This window comes from Methanobrevibacter sp., assembly GCF_045220775.1.
Classification (GTDB): Archaea; Methanobacteriota; Methanobacteria; order Methanobacteriales; family Methanobacteriaceae; genus Methanocatella.
In genome coordinates this window covers 1-20574 of sequence record NZ_JBGUWC010000180.1, presented here as the reverse complement: position 1 = coordinate 20574, position 20574 = coordinate 1, and the positions used below count along the sequence as shown (strand labels likewise).

Sequence of the window (20574 nt, the reverse complement as noted above, 5' to 3'; positions counted from 1 at the left end):
TCCATGAGACAACCGTCTCACTTCAAGAATATGTATATGCAAATACCTTATATAAACCTTTTTATTTACTAGAACCATTTAAATGAGTTTAATTTTTAAAAATAAAGTTAAAATTTAATGAAAATAAAGAATTAAGTGAAATTATTCTTGAATTGGCTTGTAGAATGATTAAATGAAATGAAATAATTTTTAAAGTAACTTTAAATTATAAAAATATAAACAGTACTGCTAGTGAATATCATAGAAAATAACATATATTTTAAAGTTATATTATTAAAAAACAATGATTTAATTTAAGTTAGAATAAAAAACAACTCATTTAATAAAGAATATCAAAAAATAAGCCCGAAAAATGAAAAAAAGATGAGAGATTATAAATTTCAAAATTAAGCCCATTTTTACCTTAAATCAAACAAAAAAAAGCATTGAAAATATTACTAAAAATTCAAAAAAGAAAAAAGAAAAAAATGTAAAATATTTTTTAATTTTACATCATTGGAGGCATTCCGCCCATACCTGCACCAGGCATTGGAGGCATACCACTATTGTCATTTCCGGACTCATCAGGACCGGTAGAGTTGAGTGCATTTCTTGCTGCAATCATATCATCGATTCTTAAAATCATTTCACTAGCAGCGCCAGCAGATTGAAGAGCTTGGATTTTAACTCTTAAAGGTTCAATAACTCCAGCTTCTTTCATATCTTCAACTTCGCCAGTGAATACATTGATTCCAATGAATTTTGATTCTTCGTGAGCAGCTTTTAAATCCGCAATCAAGTTAATGGTGTCTAAACCTGCATTTTCAATCAAGGTTTTAGGAATGATTTCTAAAGCTTCGGCATATTTCAAAATAGCCAATTGCTCCCTTCCGCTTACGGTTTCACCATATTCTCTTAACTGTTTTACCAAATCGATTTCGCAAGCTCCTCCGCCAATGACAACTTTACCTTCTTCAATAGTTGCAGCAACTACTCCTAAAGCATCATCGATTGCTCTTGCAATTTGTTCAGTAACATAACGGGTACTTCCCCTTAAAACAATTGAAGAAGCTTTTGGATTTTCACATTCCTCAATGAAAGTTAACTCATGATCAAATATCTTATCAAGATATACATGACCTGCAGAACCTAATTTATCAGCAGACAAATCTTCAATGTCAGTTACTAATTTTGCACCAGTAGCTTTTTCAATTCTTTCCATATCTGACTTTTTAACCCTTTTGTAGGTAAGGATTCCTGCTTTTTTCAAGTAATGTTCTGCCAAATCATCGATACCTTTTTGGCAGAATAACACATTGGCACCGGAATCAACAATTTTAGCTACTAAATCCTTAATCATTTGTTCTTCATTATTTAAAAACAATTCTAATTGTTCAGGACTGGTAATATCGAGTTTAGTATCAGTATTCATGTCTTTTAATTCAATTGGATACTTCATGATAGCTATTTTTGCATCTTTAATATCCTTAGGCATGCTTTTGGATACAGGTGCCTTATCAATAACTACACCTTCAGCCAAGAATGAATCTTCTACAGAATCTCCAGATACCCTTTGGATATTGATGTTTTCAATATCTGATTTTCCGTCTTCTTTGATTCTTAATGCTGCTTTAACAACAATGTCTGCCAAATGTTCTTTTGCATAATCTGAACCTTTACCTGTCATTGCAGTAACAGCCACTTTTTTAAGAGTATCTTCATCGTCAGCATCAATTGCAATTTCTTTTAAGAGTTCAACTGCCTTTTCAGTTGCATTTTTGTATCCTTTAACAACCACTGAAGTTGCAATTCCATCTTCTAATAATTCTTCAGCTTTAACCAATAATTCACCAGCAATAACAACAACGGAAGTGGTTCCGTCTCCAACTATTTCCTCTTGTTTTTTAGCTGTTTCCACAAGCATTCTAGCTGCAGGTTGGTTAATTTCCATTTCACCCATGATGGTTGCACCGTCATTAGTTACAGTTACGTCACCTAATGAATCGACTAACATTTTATCCATACCTTTAGGACCTAATGTAGTTCTTACAATGCCCGCTAATACTTTAGCGGCTGTGATATTCATTCTTAAAGCATCTCTTTTTGAATATCTTTCAGTCCCCTGAGGAAGAATAAATATTGGTTGATTTGCCATTTCATAATCACCTTCATTTTTTCTAAATAAAATAATATAAAACTAAGTTTTTATACAAATATAATATGGATTAGAAGTAATATAAAAATATTACCCCTTAAAATAACTTCAGGTGTGTTAATGTACGAAGAGATAATTGAAGAAATTAAAGCCAATCTGGGTGAAAACAAGGAATTAAATAAAAAATTCTTATCTGGCCAAATTGATAGGTATAAAGATCATCCCTACAACAAGGAAATCATTCGGGAGATTTCAAGGATGATGTGGGACTGTCTAAGCGATGAGGAAAAAGAGGAATTCATAGAGATATCTGAAAAGGAAAATCCCATAATGGACATCTTAAATGAAATCACTGAATATATTGAAAGGGGAGATTACAAAACCTCTTTAGACATACTTAAAGATTTTATGAACAATTTTCCAGGCATGTTTGAAGACGACAAGGTAAGCGAATACCACAGCTTCACAAACCCCCTAGAAGAATTAATATTTATGAACTACATCGGCTCTGAAAAGGAAATCAGATACATACCTGACAACCAGCCGCTGCTTGATTTATATTATATATATGGATTCCTGCTCTTTGAAAACCAGGAATTCGAAGAAGCTGAAGAAAGCCTGAAAAAGGCCTTGAAAATCAATCCTGTTTCTGCAAGGGTAATCCTTGAACTGTCTGAAATCTACAAAATTCGCACCCACACTCAACAAATTCATCATATACACTTCAGATGCCCTGAAATATGCATATTACCCTCAGGATATTGCAAGATGCTACAGAAACCTGGGCTATTATTACATTGAAGAAAACCAGTTTGACGTTGCAACCGCCCTTTTCAAATACAGCATGGAATATGAAATGAGCATTAAGGCATATACTGAACTCCAATACATCGAATCGAAAGGCCATAACATAAACATGACACTGGACGAAGCGATTTCCATTCTTGAAGATAAAAATATCCAAATTGGAGTCAATCCCTTTGTTTTAAAGACACTTGAAGAGCTGTCTGGAGAGTTCGAAGAAAACAGATTATATAACCAATCATTGTATTTCTATGATTTATTGTATGATATAACACATGATGAAAAAACATTGAACAAAATTACTGAAATCAAAAAAATACTTAATAATTAATATATAACATAAGACATAATATTTAATAAAGGTGATTTTAAATGTGTTCTAGCGGAGGGCCAATGGCCGATATTGATTTAAAAAAATTAAAAACAAAAAAATATCATTGTAAAGACTGTGGAAATACCTTTAAAGGTCTTGGAAAAAAAGTTGTTTGTCCATCCTGTCAAAGTGACAATGTGGAATGTGTAGAGTAAACTTATTTACTCTCTTTTTTATTTTTTAAGTGATTTTATGAATATTGATTTTAAAAATGATGAAATACTCTTTCTTGAAGGCGAAACCGGAATTGTGGGTGTTGCTAAGGTTGCTTATGAAAACAAGATGCTGTTTATTGCAACACAGGATAATGAAGAAATAGTTCAGTTTTTAGAATCAGACGATATTATTGCAGTATCCAACTTTAAAAAAGATAAAAGAGCAATAAGGTCACAGGCTTACTTAGCTAGAGAAGAATCTTCTCCATTAGTAATCTTGAATAAAGACCATCCATCCACTAAACGCTTAGAAACTGTTTTATCAATAGGAGACAGAGTCGACCTAAACTGCAATATCACACCTGGAACCCATCCTGAGCAGAATGTCTTATGTTCATGCGACAGTTTATCAGGTCTTGAAATAGTTAAAACAAAAACCGGCGTTACATTAAATAAAGAAATTACAAATTACACTATTGAAAGATTCTAGGTTAAAAAATGTTAGTTGATTCATTTTACATGTTTTTAGGTCAAGTAGTAGTCTCATTAGCTGTCCTAATCGTGATCTTATTTGTTGCCGTCTTGATTTTAGGGGTGTTTTTAGTAAGAAGAAACATTTACCTATTCCCAAAATTCTTATTGTTTATTGTCGATTTATTATATTCCCCTTTCAAAACAATCGCTAACCTATTGAAATTGGATGAACATTTAATTGACGATATAGCGATCAAATTTAGGGATGACATTAACCGGGAAAAATTCAGAAAAGTACCTGCTGAAAAAACATTAATTTTCCTGCCTCACTGCTTAAGGCACAGAAATTGTCCTGCAACCCTTCAAAAAGAAGGTTTGAACTGTACAGAATGCGGACTGTGCTCCATTGGAGTCATCAAGAAAAAGGCTGAACCCTTAGGCTATAAACTATATATTGTTCCTGGAGGCAGTTTCGTTAAAAAAATAGTTATGGAAAAAAAATTCAAAGCGGTTATCGGTGTGGCCTGCCATGAAGACCTGAACCAAATGATGATGCTGTTGTCTGATTTTTGTCCTCAAGGAGTATTGCTTGAAAAAACAGGCTGCTTTGAAACAAAAGTAAATGTAAAAAAAGTATTTGAAAAAATAGACTCCAAATACTAAAAATCAAAATATCTCATGAACTCGTCGGATTCTGGAGTTTCTTCAAACTCTTTTATAAAAGCTTTCAAATCATTGATGAATTCTTCTTTTCTTTTATCCAAATCTTCGATTTGGGAATAATCCTTTTTTATAGATATGTTCATTATTATATCATCGGTTTCCAAAGTCAATTCGGGATATAATTCATCTATAAAATCATCCATGTTATCCTCTGCCATGTTGTTGGTGTGCTCTTGCCAAGTGTCCTGCAGCGATAGCTCCAACAAGTGACAGTTCACCTGCCAAAACAGTACATGCAACAATTTCAGCATATTCACGAGCTTTTCCTGAGCCTGCTACTCCTAAAATTTCCAATCCTTCGTGAGCAACTTCCAAACTGGTTCCTCCACCGACAGTAGCTACAGGCAAGTCAGGCAAATTGACTGAGAAATATAAATTTCCGTTTCTGTTTTCTGCAGTTGTAATACCAAGTGATCCTTCGACAACATGAGCCGCATCCTGGCCAGTTGCTAAAAATATGGCTGCAACCATATTTGCATAATGCGCATTAAAGCCCATGCTTCCGCTGGCGGCCGAACCGATCAGGTTTTTAGCTATGTTAACCTCTACAATGGCATCAGTTGTTGTCTTAAGTTTCTTTTCAACAATATCCTTTGGAATTAGAATATCTGCTATAACACTTTTTCCCCTTCCTTCAACGATGTTTATAGCAGCTGGTTTTTTATCAACACAGACATTACCGCTTAATGCAAGGTGGGTTGCGGTAGTGTCCTGGGCAAGTTTTTCCAGAATCTTTTCAGAAGCTATTGTTACCATATTCATTCCCATACTGTCTCCGGTTGAGAAAACAAATCTTGGGTAGACATAGCTTCCAACAATTAAAATAGGGTCAATTTTTATTAGTTTACCATGAGAAGTTGTACTTTCTGCAATTTCTTTCAACTCCTCGAAACTATCAATAAACCATTGCCTGATTTGTATGGCATCATTAACGTTTTCAGTTTTGATGGCCGGTGCTCGAGTCATGATATCGGACACCACTCTTGCATTAGCTCCTCCAGATGCAGTTATGGTAGATGCACCTCTGTTGATTGATGCGACAAGCGCTCCTTCAGAGGTTGCAAGCGGAACAAATACTTCCCTTTTACAGTATTCACCATTGATTTTTAATGGGCCTGCAATACCCATCGGAAGCTGCAACACACCGATTGAGTTTTCGATGTTACGGGCAGATGCCCTTTCCATATCCAGAGTGTAATTAGCAATATTTGATAGATTTAAATCGTATTTTTGCTCTAAAAATTCCCTTCTGATATCTGTTGCCTCTTTGGCTGAAACCTCTTTATCAACCTGATAAAGCTTCATTTCACCATTCAATAATTTATCAATAATTTCTTGATTTGACATTACATAACCTTTTTAAGTAAATCTACGATTTCGGATGGCTTTATAGCCACATCAACGCCAGCTTCATTTAAAGCTTTGGTTTTACTTTCAACAGTACCGGAATCCCCTTGGATAATCGCTCCGGCATGTCCCATTCTTTTGCCCGGCGGTGCAGTTCTTCCTGCAATGTAAGATACGACAGGTTTTGACATTTCCTCTGCAATGTATTTACCTGCTCTTTCTTCTGCAGTTCCTCCAATCTCGCCAATTAGAACAACAGCATCAGTAGCCGGGTCTTTTTCGAATCTTTTTAATATATCAACGTAATTGTCTCCGGTAACAGGGTCTCCACCAATACCTACGGCAGTACTTTGACCAATTCCTGCATTTGTAAGTTCACTGGCAATTTCATAAGTTAATGTACCGCTTCTGGAAATTACACCTACATTACCTTCCTTGAAAATGTGGGTAGGCATGATTCCTAATTTACCGACACCTGGAGAGATAATTCCCGGAGTGTTAGGGCCGATAACGGTTGTATCCATCTCTTTTGCATATGCCATTATTTTCATACTGTCATGAACCGGAATGTGTTCTGATATGATAACAACCAAATCCAAGTGTCTGATTGCTTCAAACGCAGCATCCTTTGCAAATTTGGCAGGAACAAAAATAATTGAAGCATTGATGTCCACTTCTTCTTTTGCCTCTTCGATTGAGTTGAAAATAGGAACTCTATCTAAAAATTTCTGGCCACCTTTACCAGGTGTAATTCCTGCAACAATGTTAGTATTGTAGTTTAACATTTGTTCTGTGTGGAATGAACCTTGTTTACCGGTTATTCCTTGAACTAAACATTTTGTATCTTCATTTAATAAAATCATAATATTTGACCCCTATCTTAATATTCTTGTTTTATTTTCAAACGGAACTGCTAAATCTATTACATTTCCATTCATAAAGGCAGTAGCTGAAAATATTACGCTGCCCGGCAATACATTACAAGTTGTTCCTCTTTTAACTAAATAAACATTCTTATTTCCAAGCGCAGCACCAATCATTGCACTGGCAATTACGCCAACAGATTCTATTTGTTCGACTGTTGCCACAACAACCGGATCGTCAGTTTCTGGCGATACATAGCCTACACCAGGAATCTCTTTTGTTTTCGGCTCGATATAATCGGAAATGTCAGTCAAATTTTTCATTCCCTTTGCGGCATCAATTGCAGAGTTTGCAACATCCGCAACAAATGGTTCTCCCCCATATGTATCAAAACCTAAAACAATGGCGTCAGGATATCTATCCGGCCTGATGTTTGCTTCAGCATATGAAATTCCCTCGCCGGCATTTTCAGGATCTTTTGAAATTCCGGATAAATCCCCTAAATTCTCTGCACTCATCTTTAAAATATTAACAATACCTTCATTAACTGGTTCAAGCAAGTCATCTTCAACAAATGCACTAATAACCACATCATCACCTGTGACATTTGTTAAAGCGGCATCCCTTGCACCCAATTCCTTAAGAGTATAAAGGTTCTTTTCTATGGTTTCTACTAGCTTAGAACTGCATGATACATCGTTTCTAGATATATCTGCACCTATAGCTGTAACTTTCAAATTAACACCTTGTATAATTGATTTATTAAATAATAAAATATAATATTTTATTGATATATATTATGTTACTTAATTTATTTAAAGATTAAGAGTATATTGAAGAAAATTTAATTAATAACATTAAAATAAATATATTACATAATGTATTCTCAAACAAAAATCGCAATTCCCATATTTCAAAAAAATTGCAAAGATGTAATTGAAGTAGCCAAAGACTGTATTGATAAGGGAGCCGATATTTTGGAATTTAGGATAGATGGCCTAAAAAACCCCGACATCAATGAAATCAAAAATACAATTGAGGAAATCAACTTTCCGATGATAGCTACAAACAGAATCAGCACGGAAGGAGGATCATTTAAGGGCTCAGAAGAAGAGAGAGTCAATATTCTATATGAATGCTGCGATTTGGTTGAATATGTGGACATTGAGCTACAAAGTGATGATGAATACATCCACAAAATCCATGATACCGGCGTTACTACAATCGTTTCCTATCATGATTTCGAAAAAACACCAGAACTGAATGAAATCATGTACATTATCGAAAAAGAGCATGAATTAGGAGACATTGCAAAAGTCGCTTTCATGCCGCAAAACTTAGAAGATACATTGACAATATTAGCCGTTCTTTCACACTGCAAAGACACAATAGCCATTTCAATGGGTGATTTGGGAAGCTATACCAGAGTAATGGCATCAAAATTTGACTCACCGATAACCTTTGCAGCCGGAACCGACGTAACCGCACCAGGACAAATCGACATTGAAACAATGAAAGCTCTTTTAAATATGAACTTAAATATCATGGACGAGTGATCTTATGGCTAAAAAGATTATTTTAGCTCTAATAATACTTATTTTATTGATTATTGCAGGAATATTTCTTATTGGAAATGATTCCGTAGATGTCTATATCGATGGTGAAAATGTTACCGTAAGCACATTTACACTTTCAGGCATTGACACTCAAAGCCTAAACAGTGAAATATGCGACTATACATTGAACGTGATGAATGACACCACTTCAGATGCAACAACCCTTAAGAATGGCATTGGCGATATCTGCAGTTATTATGGGCTTGAAGATGTTGAAGTCAATGTCGATTCGGTTTTAGGCCCTGATCAAATACCAGTTATTGTTTATGTTGACGGAACCTCAATGCTACCGACATTGCAGGATGGACAGACTGTTCTTCTAAATAAAACTCATGATATTCATGTCGGCGATATTGTTGTGGCCGATTCTGATGAATATGGTGGAATCATAAAAAGAGTCGATCAAATCGATGGCAATGATGTTCATCTAGTCAGCGACAATAAACAGGTGTCTTACGAACGTATCAATGGCGTCTTATATGAAGTCAAAGGCATAACAACCTGGGTTGACATATCTGACATCGGTGGTGTTGTTGTAGCATATTAAAAAAAAATGGAAATAATGCACGAGCATTATTTCCGAAGGAAATTACAAACAAATTAATTCAAGTTTTGGGAGACTACACAGCGCTGTCCCCCTCTTCGCCAGTCCTGATTCTTATTACATTGTCAATTGGGTAAATGAAGATTTTTCCATCTCCAATGTTACCTGTGTGTGCACCTTTGATTATCGCTTCAACAATGGTGTCCACTTCTTCGTCCTTTACAACGATTTCAACACGTGTTTTCGGAATCAAATCGATACAGTAACTGGACCCCCTATAGGATTCCTTTATACCTCTTTGACTTCCTCTTCCTTTTACTTCTGTTACGTTCATGCCCTCGCATCCTACTTCCAAAAGGGCATTTTTTACCTCTGTGATTTTTTCTTGTCTTATAATAGCAACAATACTTTTCATCTAATCACCTAGTTAAAGTTATATGCTGATTCTTCGTGAAGATTAGTGTCTAATCCTCCGATTTCTTCATAATCCTCAACTCTAATACCATTCATTGATTTATCTAGAACTTTAGCAAATATATAGCTTAAGGTAAATGAATATATTAAAGTAGCAACTACACTAATTACTTGTATCAAGAATTGTTCCGGGTTTCCATAAAGTAAACCTGTAGCTCCATTAATTGCCGGCACTGCGAAGATACCTGTTGCAACTGCACCCCATACTCCAGACATACCGTGTATTCCCCATACATCCAAAGCATCGTCGTATCCAAATTTTGGTTTTAAGTAGTAGATTGCAAAGTATGAAACGAATGGAGCGATTGCACCAATAGCTATTGCTCCTGGAACATCGACAAATCCTGCTGCTGGAGTGATAGCCACAAGACCTGCAACTGCACCGGAAATTGCACCTAATACAGTTGGTTTTCCGACCACATATGTATCTAATGCGGTCCAAACAATCAATGCTGTAGCCGCTGCAACATTTGATACGATAATTGCGTTTGCTGCAAGACCGTCTGCTGCAAGACCTGATCCACCATTGAATCCCATCCAACCGAACCAGAGCAATGCTGCACCTAAAACAGCATAACCTAGGTTGTGTGGTATCAATGAAGTGTCTTTTCTTTTTCCTAACACTATTGCGACAGCCAATGCTGCTGCACCTGAGTTCATGTGAACTACTGCACCTCCTGCAAAGTCAAGTGCACCCATCTGCATTAACCATCCTCCACCCCATACCCAGTGGGCGACAGGGATGTATACTAAACAAATCCATAAGATTGTGAAAAGCACCCATGCTTTTGTTTTCATCCTTCCAACCAATGCTCCGGAAATAAGTGCTACAGTCAATCCTGCAAAAGCACATTGGAACATCACAAACAATAATGTTGGAATTGATCCACTTAAATCATCTAATGCAATTCCTTGCAAGAAGAAATTTGTTGGAGATCCAATGATTCCCCACATGTCGCTACCAAATGCGAATTGGTAACCGAATATTACCCAAATTACACTTACAATTGAAAATGCAATGAAAGTTAGAAATATTGTATTTAAAACATTTTTACGTTTACTTAATCCTCCATAAAAAAATGCGACCGCTGGAATACTCATTATTAATACTAAAAGACTGCAAATAAGCACCCATGCTGTGTCGCCTCCACTAAAAACTACCATTATATCTTACTCATTTAATTTTAATTAATTTAATAAATTTCAATTCGCCGGAAATCGCCGGCAATAATATGTCGGAAGTATCATTCCGATATATAGTAATTGAACCCCATAGTATATAAACCTTTTGTAAAAACAAAAATCAATGTACAAAAAGTAACAATTCAATTAAAGATTAAACAAAAATATGCAAAAATTAAAAAAACAATAAACAGTTCAACAAAAAATAAAAAAAGATAAACAAAAAGACAGTTAAAAATCGATTTTTTAAGAAAATCTTAAATAATAGCTTTTAAGAAAAATAGTAATAATATAGATTATATTAATAATCAAAATCAAATAAAGTGTTATTATGAAAGACTCAGTAAAAGCAAATCTAATTGTATTTTTAATAATAGGTTTAATTGCCTTTGGCGTTAGTTCTGCATTTGCTAGTCTTACAATTACTGAAGATAATGATTCATATAAACTGATTCCAATTGACAATGATTCATTTGAACCAAACTACATAAACAAGGTTCCAACAATTATTCCTAAAGTTGAAACCAATTATACAAATAACACAACCGCAAACACAACAGATTTAGAGGATACAATAGATGATTGGAATGATACATTTGATGATTTGAACATAACAGATAATGAATTTGAGGAAGACTGATAAAATGAGTGAAAAGAAAAAGTTTATCAGAGATAGTGTCTATGGAGATATTAACTTAAACGATTTTGAAGTAAGAATTATGGACATGCCCCAATTCCAACGCTTAAGAAGAATAAAGCAATTAGGATTAATAAGCCTGATATATCCTGGAGCTACACACACCAGATTTGAACATTCAATTGGAACAATGAATCTTGGATCTAAACTAGCTACAGAACTTAATTTAGAAGAATATGAAATAGAACTGATTAGGGCTTCAGCACTCCTGCATGATGTTGGCCACGGCCCGTTCTCACATGTGTCCGAAGGCGTTTTATCTGTTCCCCATGAAGAACTGACCAAATTCGTAGTTACAGAAACATCAATGAGAGATTTGCTTGAGGAAAAATTTGACGTCAATGACATCGTTGACATTGTTACCGGAAAAGGCCATCTAGGTCCAATCGTTTCCGGCGAACTCGATGTTGACAGAATGGATTACCTTTTAAGAGACTCACACAATACCGGAGTGGCTTACGGAATAATCGATTATGAAAGAATCATTTCAAATTTGAAATTGGAAGATGGATTGATACTGGACATTAAAGGCGTTCAAGCTGCTGAAGGAGCTCTCGTTTCAAGGTATTTCATGTATCCTAGTGTCTACCAACACCACACAACAAGAATCGTCAATTCCATGTTCAGAAGGGCTCTTAAGAAAGTGATTGATGAGGACATCATCGATGAGAAAAACATTTACAAGTACGATGATGCCGATTTGATTGGAACATTCAGACACTGCGATAACGAATTTGCAAATGACATAATGTCCAGATTAGATGAAAGGCGCATCATGAAAAGAGTGAAAAGCATAAGACTGGATAATTTCAAACATCCTGAAAAGATGTATAAGATTAAGCAAGAAACCCTTAGAAAAGCTGAAGAGGAAATTGCTGAAGATTACGGTCTTGATAAAGATTATGTATTCATAAACATTGCTGAATATCCTAGGTTTGATGAAATGAAAACCCAAGTCAGTGTGGACGGGAAATTATACCCTTTAACTGAAATATCAAACATTATCGGAGCGCTCAGTAAGGCAAGATTCAATATTCCGGACATTAGCGTTTATGTTAAAGAGGAAGAAAAAGGCAAATTCAATAAATTCAAACTTGAAAACTACTTGGATTTACCTGAAATTGACAGGGAAAAATTCCATGGAATACATTATGACCAAATTAAACTATTTTAGGCGATAGATATGATTGTTGTTGCAATTACCGGAGCTAGTGGAGTAATATATGGAATAAGACTCCTTGAAGCTCTAAAGGACTTGAATATAGAAAATTCATTAGTTATCAGTGATGCCGCAAAAATCGTCATCGAATCAGAAACCGATTATGAGATAGAAGACATAATCAAACTTGCGGACACATATTATGATTTTAATGACTTGACCGCTTCCATAAACAGCGGATCATTTAAAGCGGATGCCTTGGCTATTGTACCATGCTCCATGAAAACATTATCCTCAATAGCTAATGGATATGGAGCAAATACAATAACAAGAGTTGCTGATGTGAGTTTAAAAGAACGCAGAACAGTCGTTATTGTTCCTCGCGAAACTCCACTTAGAAGCATCCATTTACAAAATATGCTAACATTATCACAAGAAGGAGCCATAATCTTACCTGCAATGCCTGGATTCTACTCAACCCATGATACGGTTGATGACCAGATTAACTTCATTGTCGGGAAAATATTGGATTCCTTAAAAATTGAAAATAACTTATTTGAAAGGTGGGAGTAAATGTTAGAAGATAAGGATTTCATCAAATCCTGTGATGTGCCAGGACCTACAAAAGAAGCCATTAGGGCTATAATCCTATATAAATCAGGGGTTACCTCTGAAGATAAGGTTGTTGACTGCGGATGCGGAACCGGAGGAATAACCTGCGAGTTTTCCGAGCGTGCTCGTGAAGTGATATCCATCGATACCAACCCCGAAGCAATCGAAATAACTTCAAAAAACCTTAAACAGTTCGGTCTTGGAGACAATGTCACATTAATAAACGATGATGGGGCAAATGCCTTAAAGGATATTGATGATATTGACATTGCCATTGTTGGGGGCAGTGGCAGGCAACTTGAAAATATCCTGGACATTGTTCATGAAAAATTGAATTCAAAAGGTAGAATCATAATTACAGCAATTTTAGTAGACACAAAGGTTGAAGCTATCAATAAACTTAAAGATTTAGGATACAATCCAAAAATCATGGAAGTCAATGTTTCCAACGGCAGAGTCCTTGATCGTGGAGTTTTAATGATTAGTGAAAACCCAATCGCTATTATAACCGCTAAAAAAAGATAGGGAGATTAAAAAATGGATGAACATAAACGTTGGAAAATTAAATTTTCAATATTAATGATTATTTTGATAATTATCATCTATGGATCCAATTACATTGTATTGGGTGACGGTGAACACATCATATCCTATGTCTGGACTCACTTAGGTTTCATTCCAGTTGATATACTTGTTGTAGCATTCATTCTTGATGAAATTATTGAAAAAAAAGAAAAGGAAGCCATGCTTGAGAAATTGGATATGCTCATGAGCACATTCTTCTCTGAAGTTGGAAATGACTTAATCAGTCAGTTAAGTAGCGTAAATAAATATAAGACAAATACTGAAAACTTAAAATCAATCAAAGATTGGAATCAAAAGGACTATGAAAACAAACTTGCAGAACTCAAAGACACTTCAATTGACTTTTCAGCTGATATCCCCGTGGAACAAAGGGAAGAGTTTTTAGAAAACTTAAGGGATTTGCTTGTTAATAAAAGAGAATTCATTGTAAACTTAATTAACAACCCTAATCTGCTTGAAAAGGAAGAGTTTACCGGTTTGATAAATGCGATTCTCCATTTGGATGAGGAATTGGAACACAGAACCGACTTGGCCTTAGTAAATGATGCTGACTTCGGACACTTGAATGGAGATATGCAAAGGGTATATAACAAATTAGTGCATGAATGGGTTTACTATCTAAAATACTTGGATAAACATTACCCTTACATGATTGCATTAGTCATACGTACCAATCCGTTTGATGAAGATGCATCTGTTTATGTAAAAGAATGATTTAGGAGAGATTTAATATGAGTAGCGAAACTAAAAACGGTGAAAATATTAAATCTTGCATTGTTTTATGTGGAGGGCAGAGTAGAAGAATGGGTCGTGATAAAGGTTCTTTGATTATTCAAGACAAACCTATGATAAAACACATCCTTTCTACTTTAAACCACATAATTGATGAAGCGATAATCGTTTTAAATGATAAGGAAAGGATTGGCAAATATGGCGAATTTATTGGTCCAGAAGAATACACTTACACCATCACATTTTGTGAAGATAAAATCAAAAACAAAGGGCCGATGCCGGGAATCATGACCGGACTTGAAAAAATCAAAAGCGAGTATGCATTGATATTGCCTTGCGATAGCCCTTATGTTTCCAAAAATTATATCCAAACTATTTTTTCTGAAATTGATAGAGATTATCAGGCTATTGTCCCATATCATGATGTTAACAATAAAATAAGAACATCAGAACCGCTGCATTCAATCTATAATAAGAATGTCATTCCCGAAATTGAAAATTTAGTCAATGATGATATTTTGCACATTAAGGGACTAATAGAAAAAATAGATACGAAATTTGTTTTAATTGATAATAAAAAAATAGAAAAAAAAGAATTTAAAAATCTTAATCGTCCAGAAGACATCTAAAGATTTTCAATTAATTCTTTTACTTTTGTTACAGCTGTATTTACACAGTAAAGAATGTCATCTTTAGTTAATGGTTCTTTTCCACCTTTTTGCATGGAACAGATGCGACCATCTTTTGTAACACCAACATTCAAACGAGCACTAGCTACTCTTTCTTCATCCAATGTTGGGTCAATAACCATCTTATCACCAATTTTAACAAAAGTACATAAAGCTAATTCATTGTTAATTGGTAAATCAAAGGTTTCCTCTTCACTGATGACTACTTCTTCGTCAACAATAGTTGCAACAGGCAATTTAGTGGATTTGAGCGCTGCCATTACAGCCAATTCACATGCATCGAAAAGGTTTCCGCAGTTATCGATAATGTGCAAATCGATGAATAGCATCCAGACGTGTTTTCCTTCTTCAACACATAACTTATCCAATTCCACTAATTCACTTTCACGAATGCCTCTGTCAACTACACGTGCAAGTTCGATTGAATCATCGCTAGGTGGTCCTGGTTCAAAGGTAGGATCAGCCATTGGTAACATTTCACAGTTAGTCATTAAAACTCCTAAATCAGGAGTGTCAGGAAATGGGCTTCCAAGTTGTGGTTTAATACCAACAATAACTTGAGTTCCACCAAGAGTTACGCGAGCAGAACCTTCAGCTTTAGAAATAACATCAGTTTCAATAGTAATTTCCCTATAGTCAGTTAATCCCCTGCCATCTTCTCTTTTATCATTTTTGACAAGGTTATTTATGCTTTGTCTTGTAATTTCTGGTACTATATCCATATTATCCACCCACTATTCTGTAGCATATTTTTTCATTAATGCTTCTTTTTGAAGCTCGCTTACTTGACGACATCCTTCCATAGCCAAATCAATTGCTTTTGCAAATTCCTCCTCAGTTAAATTACCGTCACTTTGCAATAATGTAACTTCGCCAGTTCTTGGCATGATAGCTATTGGAACATCAGCTTGTCCTTCTTTATCTTCATATTCGGATAAGTCAAGCACGATTTCATCATTAACTTTACCTGCAGCACAGCCTACAACAATATCTTTCATAGGCACTCCTGCATCTACAAGTGCAACAGCAGCCGCTGTAATTCCCGCACAACGGGTTCCACCTTCAGCTTCTATTACTTCTATATAAACATCAACCATTGAACGAGGGTAATTTTCTAACATTAAAGCTGGTCTTAAGGCATCAGCTGTAATTTTAGATATTTCAGATGATCTTCTGTCAGGTCCTGGTCTTTTTCTGTCATCTACTGAAAATGGCGCCATATTGTATCTGCATCTAATAACACCAGTATTTGGTTCAAGTAATCTTCTGATATAGGATTCTCTAGGACCATATACAGCTACTAAAATCTTATTTCCACCAACTTCTAAGTAAGCTGAACCATCTGCACGTTCAAGCACTCCTGCTTCAATTTTGATAGGACGTAATTCATTATATTTCCTACCATCCTTTCTAATAAATTCTGACATTATATCAACCTCTTAATCTGCGAAGAATTATTTATTATTCAATATAAAAGAATTATTTGAGTTATCACCATAAGATAAGGTATTATCTTTTTTGTTCATATTTTTTCTTTTTAATTCTTCAATGACCTCAGCAATGTTAGGTTTTTCTTCTTTCTCTTTTTTCTCTTCTGCTTCTTTTTCTTCTTGTTCTAATTCTTCTTTAAAATTTTGAAGTTTAGGTTTTTCCAAAACAAATTCTTCCTCTTCGGATTCTTCAACTTCTTCAGGTGGCAATTCACCATCAATAGCCAAATATAATTTGTTTTTGATTTTATTAGTTAAACCGGAAGTATGAGCTTCAGCTTCAATCAAATGAATTATGTTTTTGGTAAGTTGTTCCATGTCTTCGTCACCTTTTACCCAGACAAGACCATTTTGACCAACGACAATCTTACATTTTGTCTTATCTTTAATCATGTTGATCATAGAACCTTTTTTACCAATCAATCTAGGAACTTTGGTTGGAGCGATATCTACGATGATTCCTCCTTTAAACTTGCCCATTCCTCTTCCTTTCAAACCGAGTTTTGCCTTTTTGATTTCATCAACATCGACAACTCTTAAAAACAGAACATCCCCAACATCATAAACTTTGTTGAGCTCTTTTTTCTCACGACCAAACACTTCAAAAGCAGGCAAAATTCCAGAGTAAGGTGAATTAATGTCTACATCCCACATTGAGAATCTGACATCATTGATTTTACCTATAACAACATCTCCTTTTTTAGGAACATATTTGCTTTTAAGAGGAATGACTCTAAGTTTTTTATTCCTCAAAGAAACAAGTCCCATTAAAGAAGAACAAATTTTACCATTCTCTTTAAAGGTACCTCTTCCTGAATAGTATTCATCGTCAGCTAATATCTGACCAGGAATAACTAAATCTTTATTTTCCACATATATCATAATAATCCCATAAGCCTAATTATTTAATAATCTTAGTTTCTGCTTGTCCACTTGAAATTTCAGCCATTTTTGCAGCAAAAGAATTCTGAAGACCGCCTGGCATTTCTATAATGCCAATCCATGAACCATCTTGTTGCCATTCTTCATTTATAATTTCACCAAATCCATGAATAGCAGAAAAAGCCCTTCCAGTAGCAGAAGCCGGAAGCCTAACAGCCATCTTAACTTTTTCGAATCTGATTGGAATTAGCGGTTTAATGGCTTTCAAGGCAACCTGTACTTGCTGGTCAACAGAAGTAAATGGTTCGAACTTGACTTTTGCCTCATCACAAGCATTTTCAATTCTTTGAACTGGATGAGGTAAACCATTTTGAGGATTGATGGCTTCTTTAGCTATCTTATTGATAACCAATTTTCTTTTATCCTCTTGCATTTTTCTTTTTTGGTCTGCAGTTAACTGAACAGTTCCCTTTTCAAGTATGATTTTGGAAACTTCAATAGGATCTGTAGTTTCAAATATTTTGTTCATTGCTTCATCAGAAGCCTTATCGCCTTTTTTGGCGTCTTTAAAAATTTCTTCAACAGCTAAAAGATCTTCAATGGCAACATCTGGGCCATCGGGATTGCGAAAATCTGCTGCCAAATCAGGGTCAACCAATATCTCAAAGTGCTCACCAGAGTATTCGTATTTAGCAATAATAGCTTCATCAACATTTACCATTGAAACATCCCCTAACTAAATTATAGAAATAAGATTATTCTTCACTCTCATCTTCAGATTTGTCTTCGGAATCATCTTCAGAATCTTCTTTTGCGTCTTCAGCTTCTTCTTCAGACTCTTGTTCAGATTCTTCTTCTGCTTCTTCCTCTTCTTCTTCAACGAGTACTTCATCAATGTATTTTTGTACTTCATCTTGAGAGAGTTTTACGTATTTTTCATCTTCGATTTTGATAACTGCTATTTCAACGTTATTTGAAGTGGTATCATGGTCAGTAGCTTGGCTGATAGCGGTTAATGCTAATGCAATAGCCCCATCCAATGTCAAGTCATCTTCGTATTTTTCTTCAAATATTTCCATAGCAGCTGACCTGCCTGAACCGATAGCGGTTGCTTTATATTCGATTAATGCTCCACTAGGATCGGTTTCGAACAATTTGCATTTTCCATTGTATATTCCACCAATGATTAAAGCAGAGCCGAACGGCCTTACTCCACCATTTTGGGTATATAACTGTAACATGTCACATAACTTTTTAGATAAGCTGGTTACACGAATAGGTTCACTATAGGTGATTTTATTAATTTGTGCTTCAACTCTTGCCCTTTCAACCAAAGCTCTTGCATCAGCAACAAGACCTGAAGTAGCTGCTCCGATATGTTCATCGATTTTAAATATTTTTTCGATAGATGATGCTTCAACTAATTTTGAAGTGGTTCTTTTATCAACAGCTAAAACAATACCTTCTGAACATTTAACACCAATAGATGTAGTTCCTCTTTTAACAGCTTCTCTTGCATATTCTACTTGGAAAAGTCTTCCATCTGGGCTAAATACGGTAATAGCCCTATCATATCCTGCGTTTTGTAAAGGTTGCATGATTATACCTCACATTTTATAAATATTTTTTATAAATTTCATATTCAACTACATAAAAAAAATAAAACCAAATCTCCGTGAAAAGGCAAATTTTTTATTTTAATCCCTACATCGTAGAATAATTAAAATATTTTTTTATTCTTTTTCCATAAATTCAATTGTTATTTATATATATAAATTATTTATAAATCTTTCTATTTTATAATAACAAAAAGTAATTAAATGAATTTCTGTGAAGCTTTAATGGTTCCAGACAAACCAATAGTGGTTATGGCAATCCTGCCTCCATCATATTTGTTAACCAATGCTAAAGAAGACCTTACTTCATCAACGAAATCCCTTTGGCATCTGACAATGGCCTTATAGTTATAAACATCAGCATTGTTATCAAGTTCATAAAATCTCATGACCCACAAATTGAAGTTGGCTGTCATCAGCTCCCCCTGAAAACGGATACAGGCATCCCACACAATTGAAACCAGATTATCTTTAGTGACTGGAGAGGCGGATTTAATATCTACTGTCAGATATCGGTTGTTCTTTCTAAGCGTAGGAGGTAAAACCTTAAGCCTCATCATCAACCCTCCTGACACCTCTAAAAATCATCTTATCCCTATTCTTGTTAAATTCCAGAATATCTTTTGAAGTCTCAAATGACTTTGCAATTTCCACATCATTCAAACCTGTCTGTTTAAAAAATGAAATAAAATCCTGTGTGGTCCTGATATCAAAAACGGAGTCTGCTCTAGATGATAAAATTAATGGAAAATCAAATTTTCTGTATAGTGTATAAATGTCCTTAAAATTAGATAGGATTTTGGATCTGTGAGAGAGATAACTTCTTAGGACATCCTTAAAGCATAATTCAATTGCAACATTATTGTTCAATGCTTCCTTTGCAAGAACATGGTTCAGGCCGGAATCATATCTTCTTAAATAAGGTCTTGATAAAACGTCAACCCTCATGCCCTCAACAACAAGCCTGTTAACTTTTAAATCTCCACCGACGACTGAAATGCAGGAAGCCTTACTTCTGAACTTGTTTGTAAGCTTTCTAATTTCATTAATGTTAGTTGATTTAATTTCCAAAGTATAATCAAAGTCGATTACATCATGCAGATTGTTTTCCAAATCTTTTCTTAACTCCAGCGCTTCTTTAAAATCATCTTGATTATATGAAAAATTAATATGGCTCCAACCATATCTGGAAGCCTCATTGGCTAATTGGACATTATCTTCAAAGCCACTTCCTCTAATATTCAAATCAAAAAACATGGTAAATACTCTATTATTTTATCTATTAATAATTTTTTAAAAAAAATATAATAGTGATATTGAATCACTATTGATATCTTTGAACTACCTCAACTTGTAGAAGTTGAGGATTCTTACTTCACGGGCTGTATGCTCTTTTGAGCATAGGATTACCGTGCTATCCCC

At 34.9% G+C, this 20574-nt stretch carries 26 protein-coding genes; 12 read left to right on the top strand and 14 right to left on the bottom strand.

The features are described 5' to 3' along the window. Window positions 1–487: 487 nt before the first annotated feature. A complete protein-coding gene (thsA, locus tag ACJROP_RS12295) occupies window positions 488–2134 on the bottom strand; it encodes a thermosome subunit alpha (RefSeq protein WP_406535755.1) in 1647 nt (548 codons plus the stop codon). 120 nt (window positions 2135–2254) lie between these two features. Between thsA and ACJROP_RS12290 the strand changes: the two genes are divergently transcribed. The 4 genes from ACJROP_RS12290 to ACJROP_RS12275 all read left to right on the top strand — a co-directional run bounded on the left by ACJROP_RS12290 (window position 2255) and on the right by ACJROP_RS12275 (window position 4603). Then, window positions 2255–2935 (top strand): hypothetical protein, encoded by a 681-nt coding sequence (locus ACJROP_RS12290; RefSeq protein WP_406535754.1) that lies wholly within the window; start codon window positions 2255–2257, stop codon window positions 2933–2935. Between the two features lie 375 nt (window positions 2936–3310). Then, entirely contained in the window at window positions 3311–3466 is a 156-nt protein-coding gene (locus tag ACJROP_RS12285) for a hypothetical protein (RefSeq protein ID WP_406535753.1), read from the top strand. Window positions 3467–3503: 37 nt separating this feature from the next. Further along, window positions 3504–3956, top strand: coding sequence for a hypothetical protein (locus ACJROP_RS12280; protein WP_406535752.1), 453 nt, complete (start codon window positions 3504–3506; stop codon window positions 3954–3956). Between the two features lie 8 nt (window positions 3957–3964). After that, complete coding sequence (locus tag ACJROP_RS12275; protein WP_406535751.1) at window positions 3965–4603, top strand: DUF116 domain-containing protein; 639 nt, start codon at window positions 3965–3967, stop codon at window positions 4601–4603. Here ACJROP_RS12275 and ACJROP_RS12270 read toward each other — a convergent pair. Genes ACJROP_RS12270 through ACJROP_RS12255 form a run of 4 tightly spaced genes read right to left on the bottom strand, consistent with a single transcriptional unit; the run spans window position 4600 to window position 7611 of the window. Further along, window positions 4600–4806, bottom strand: coding sequence for a hypothetical protein (locus tag ACJROP_RS12270; RefSeq protein ID WP_406535750.1), 207 nt, complete (start codon window positions 4804–4806; stop codon window positions 4600–4602). The two genes, ACJROP_RS12275 and ACJROP_RS12270, sit on opposite strands and share 4 nt — an antisense overlap. Before the next feature lies 1 nt (window position 4807). Continuing rightward, entirely contained in the window at window positions 4808–6010 is a 1203-nt protein-coding gene (gene hmgA / locus ACJROP_RS12265; protein WP_406535749.1) for a hydroxymethylglutaryl-CoA reductase (NADPH), read from the bottom strand. Further along, a complete protein-coding gene (gene sucD / locus ACJROP_RS12260) occupies window positions 6010–6873 on the bottom strand; it encodes a succinate--CoA ligase subunit alpha (protein ID WP_406535748.1) in 864 nt (287 codons plus the stop codon). The genes hmgA and sucD overlap by 1 nt, the downstream gene beginning before the upstream one ends. 12 nt (window positions 6874–6885) lie before the next feature. Continuing rightward, complete coding sequence (locus ACJROP_RS12255) at window positions 6886–7611, bottom strand: hypothetical protein (protein ID WP_406535747.1); 726 nt, start codon at window positions 7609–7611, stop codon at window positions 6886–6888. Between the two features lie 141 nt (window positions 7612–7752). On the opposite strand from ACJROP_RS12255, the gene aroD reads away from it, so the two are divergent. Both aroD and ACJROP_RS12245 read left to right on the top strand, forming a co-directional pair. Continuing rightward, the gene (gene aroD / locus ACJROP_RS12250) at window positions 7753–8430 is read left to right on the top strand and encodes a type I 3-dehydroquinate dehydratase (protein ID WP_406535746.1); all 678 of its coding nucleotides are present in this window, start codon (window positions 7753–7755) and stop codon (window positions 8428–8430) included. Between the two features lie 4 nt (window positions 8431–8434). Then, window positions 8435–9037, top strand: coding sequence for a S24/S26 family peptidase (locus ACJROP_RS12245; protein WP_406535745.1), 603 nt, complete (start codon window positions 8435–8437; stop codon window positions 9035–9037). 73 nt (window positions 9038–9110) lie between these two features. Here the strand turns inward: ACJROP_RS12245 and ACJROP_RS12240 are convergent, their stop codons facing one another. Both ACJROP_RS12240 and ACJROP_RS12235 read right to left on the bottom strand, forming a co-directional pair. Next, on the bottom strand, window positions 9111–9449 hold the full coding sequence (locus ACJROP_RS12240) for a P-II family nitrogen regulator (RefSeq protein WP_406535744.1): 339 nt from the start codon (window positions 9447–9449) through the stop codon (window positions 9111–9113). 8 nt (window positions 9450–9457) lie between these two features. Continuing rightward, window positions 9458–10672, bottom strand: coding sequence for an ammonium transporter (locus ACJROP_RS12235; RefSeq protein ID WP_406535743.1), 1215 nt, complete (start codon window positions 10670–10672; stop codon window positions 9458–9460). A gap of 349 nt (window positions 10673–11021) precedes the next feature. Between ACJROP_RS12235 and ACJROP_RS12230 the strand changes: the two genes are divergently transcribed. The 6 genes from ACJROP_RS12230 to ACJROP_RS12205 are packed head-to-tail and all read left to right on the top strand — an operon-like array spanning window position 11022 to window position 15104. Beyond that, window positions 11022–11330: a hypothetical protein gene (locus ACJROP_RS12230; protein WP_406535742.1), complete on the top strand. Its 309-nt coding sequence runs from the start codon at window positions 11022–11024 to the stop codon at window positions 11328–11330. A 4-nt stretch (window positions 11331–11334) separates the two neighbouring features. Further along, window positions 11335–12561 carry an HD domain-containing protein gene (locus tag ACJROP_RS12225; protein ID WP_406535741.1) on the top strand — a complete coding sequence of 409 codons (1227 nt, stop codon included), beginning with the start codon at window positions 11335–11337 and terminating at the stop codon, window positions 12559–12561. Between the two features lie 9 nt (window positions 12562–12570). Beyond that, window positions 12571–13119, top strand: a complete 549-nt coding sequence (locus ACJROP_RS12220) for a UbiX family flavin prenyltransferase (protein ID WP_406535740.1) — start codon at window positions 12571–12573, stop codon at window positions 13117–13119. Continuing rightward, on the top strand, window positions 13120–13683 hold the full coding sequence (cbiT, locus tag ACJROP_RS12215) for a precorrin-6Y C5,15-methyltransferase (decarboxylating) subunit CbiT (RefSeq protein WP_406535739.1): 564 nt from the start codon (window positions 13120–13122) through the stop codon (window positions 13681–13683). It abuts the gene before it with no gap. Window positions 13684–13695: 12 nt separating this feature from the next. Continuing rightward, window positions 13696–14457, top strand: a complete 762-nt coding sequence (locus ACJROP_RS12210) for a hypothetical protein (protein ID WP_406535738.1) — start codon at window positions 13696–13698, stop codon at window positions 14455–14457. A gap of 17 nt (window positions 14458–14474) precedes the next feature. After that, the gene (locus ACJROP_RS12205) at window positions 14475–15104 is read left to right on the top strand and encodes a molybdenum cofactor guanylyltransferase (RefSeq protein ID WP_406535737.1); all 630 of its coding nucleotides are present in this window, start codon (window positions 14475–14477) and stop codon (window positions 15102–15104) included. On the opposite strand, the gene rrp42 is transcribed toward ACJROP_RS12205, so the two are convergent. From rrp42 to rnp3, 7 genes are all read right to left on the bottom strand, one after another. Continuing rightward, the gene (gene rrp42 / locus ACJROP_RS12200; protein WP_406535736.1) at window positions 15101–15886 is read right to left on the bottom strand and encodes an exosome complex protein Rrp42; all 786 of its coding nucleotides are present in this window, start codon (window positions 15884–15886) and stop codon (window positions 15101–15103) included. The genes ACJROP_RS12205 and rrp42 overlap by 4 nt on opposite strands. 12 nt (window positions 15887–15898) lie before the next feature. After that, a complete protein-coding gene (gene rrp41, locus ACJROP_RS12195) occupies window positions 15899–16594 on the bottom strand; it encodes an exosome complex exonuclease Rrp41 (protein WP_406535763.1) in 696 nt (231 codons plus the stop codon). Between the two features lie 24 nt (window positions 16595–16618). Continuing rightward, window positions 16619–17536: an exosome complex RNA-binding protein Rrp4 gene (gene rrp4 / locus ACJROP_RS12190; RefSeq protein ID WP_406535735.1), complete on the bottom strand. Its 918-nt coding sequence runs from the start codon at window positions 17534–17536 to the stop codon at window positions 16619–16621. 19 nt (window positions 17537–17555) lie between these two features. After that, window positions 17556–18257, bottom strand: a complete 702-nt coding sequence (locus ACJROP_RS12185; protein ID WP_406535734.1) for a ribosome assembly factor SBDS — start codon at window positions 18255–18257, stop codon at window positions 17556–17558. A gap of 34 nt (window positions 18258–18291) precedes the next feature. Further along, a complete protein-coding gene (gene psmA / locus ACJROP_RS12180; RefSeq protein ID WP_406535733.1) occupies window positions 18292–19134 on the bottom strand; it encodes an archaeal proteasome endopeptidase complex subunit alpha in 843 nt (280 codons plus the stop codon). A gap of 218 nt (window positions 19135–19352) precedes the next feature. Beyond that, complete coding sequence (locus ACJROP_RS12175; protein ID WP_406535762.1) at window positions 19353–19709, bottom strand: Rpp14/Pop5 family protein; 357 nt, start codon at window positions 19707–19709, stop codon at window positions 19353–19355. Then, window positions 19699–20409, bottom strand: a complete 711-nt coding sequence (gene rnp3, locus ACJROP_RS12170) for a ribonuclease P protein component 3 (RefSeq protein ID WP_406535732.1) — start codon at window positions 20407–20409, stop codon at window positions 19699–19701. Before rnp3 ends, ACJROP_RS12175 begins: the two co-directional genes overlap by 11 nt. Window positions 20410–20574: the final 165 nt, after the last annotated feature.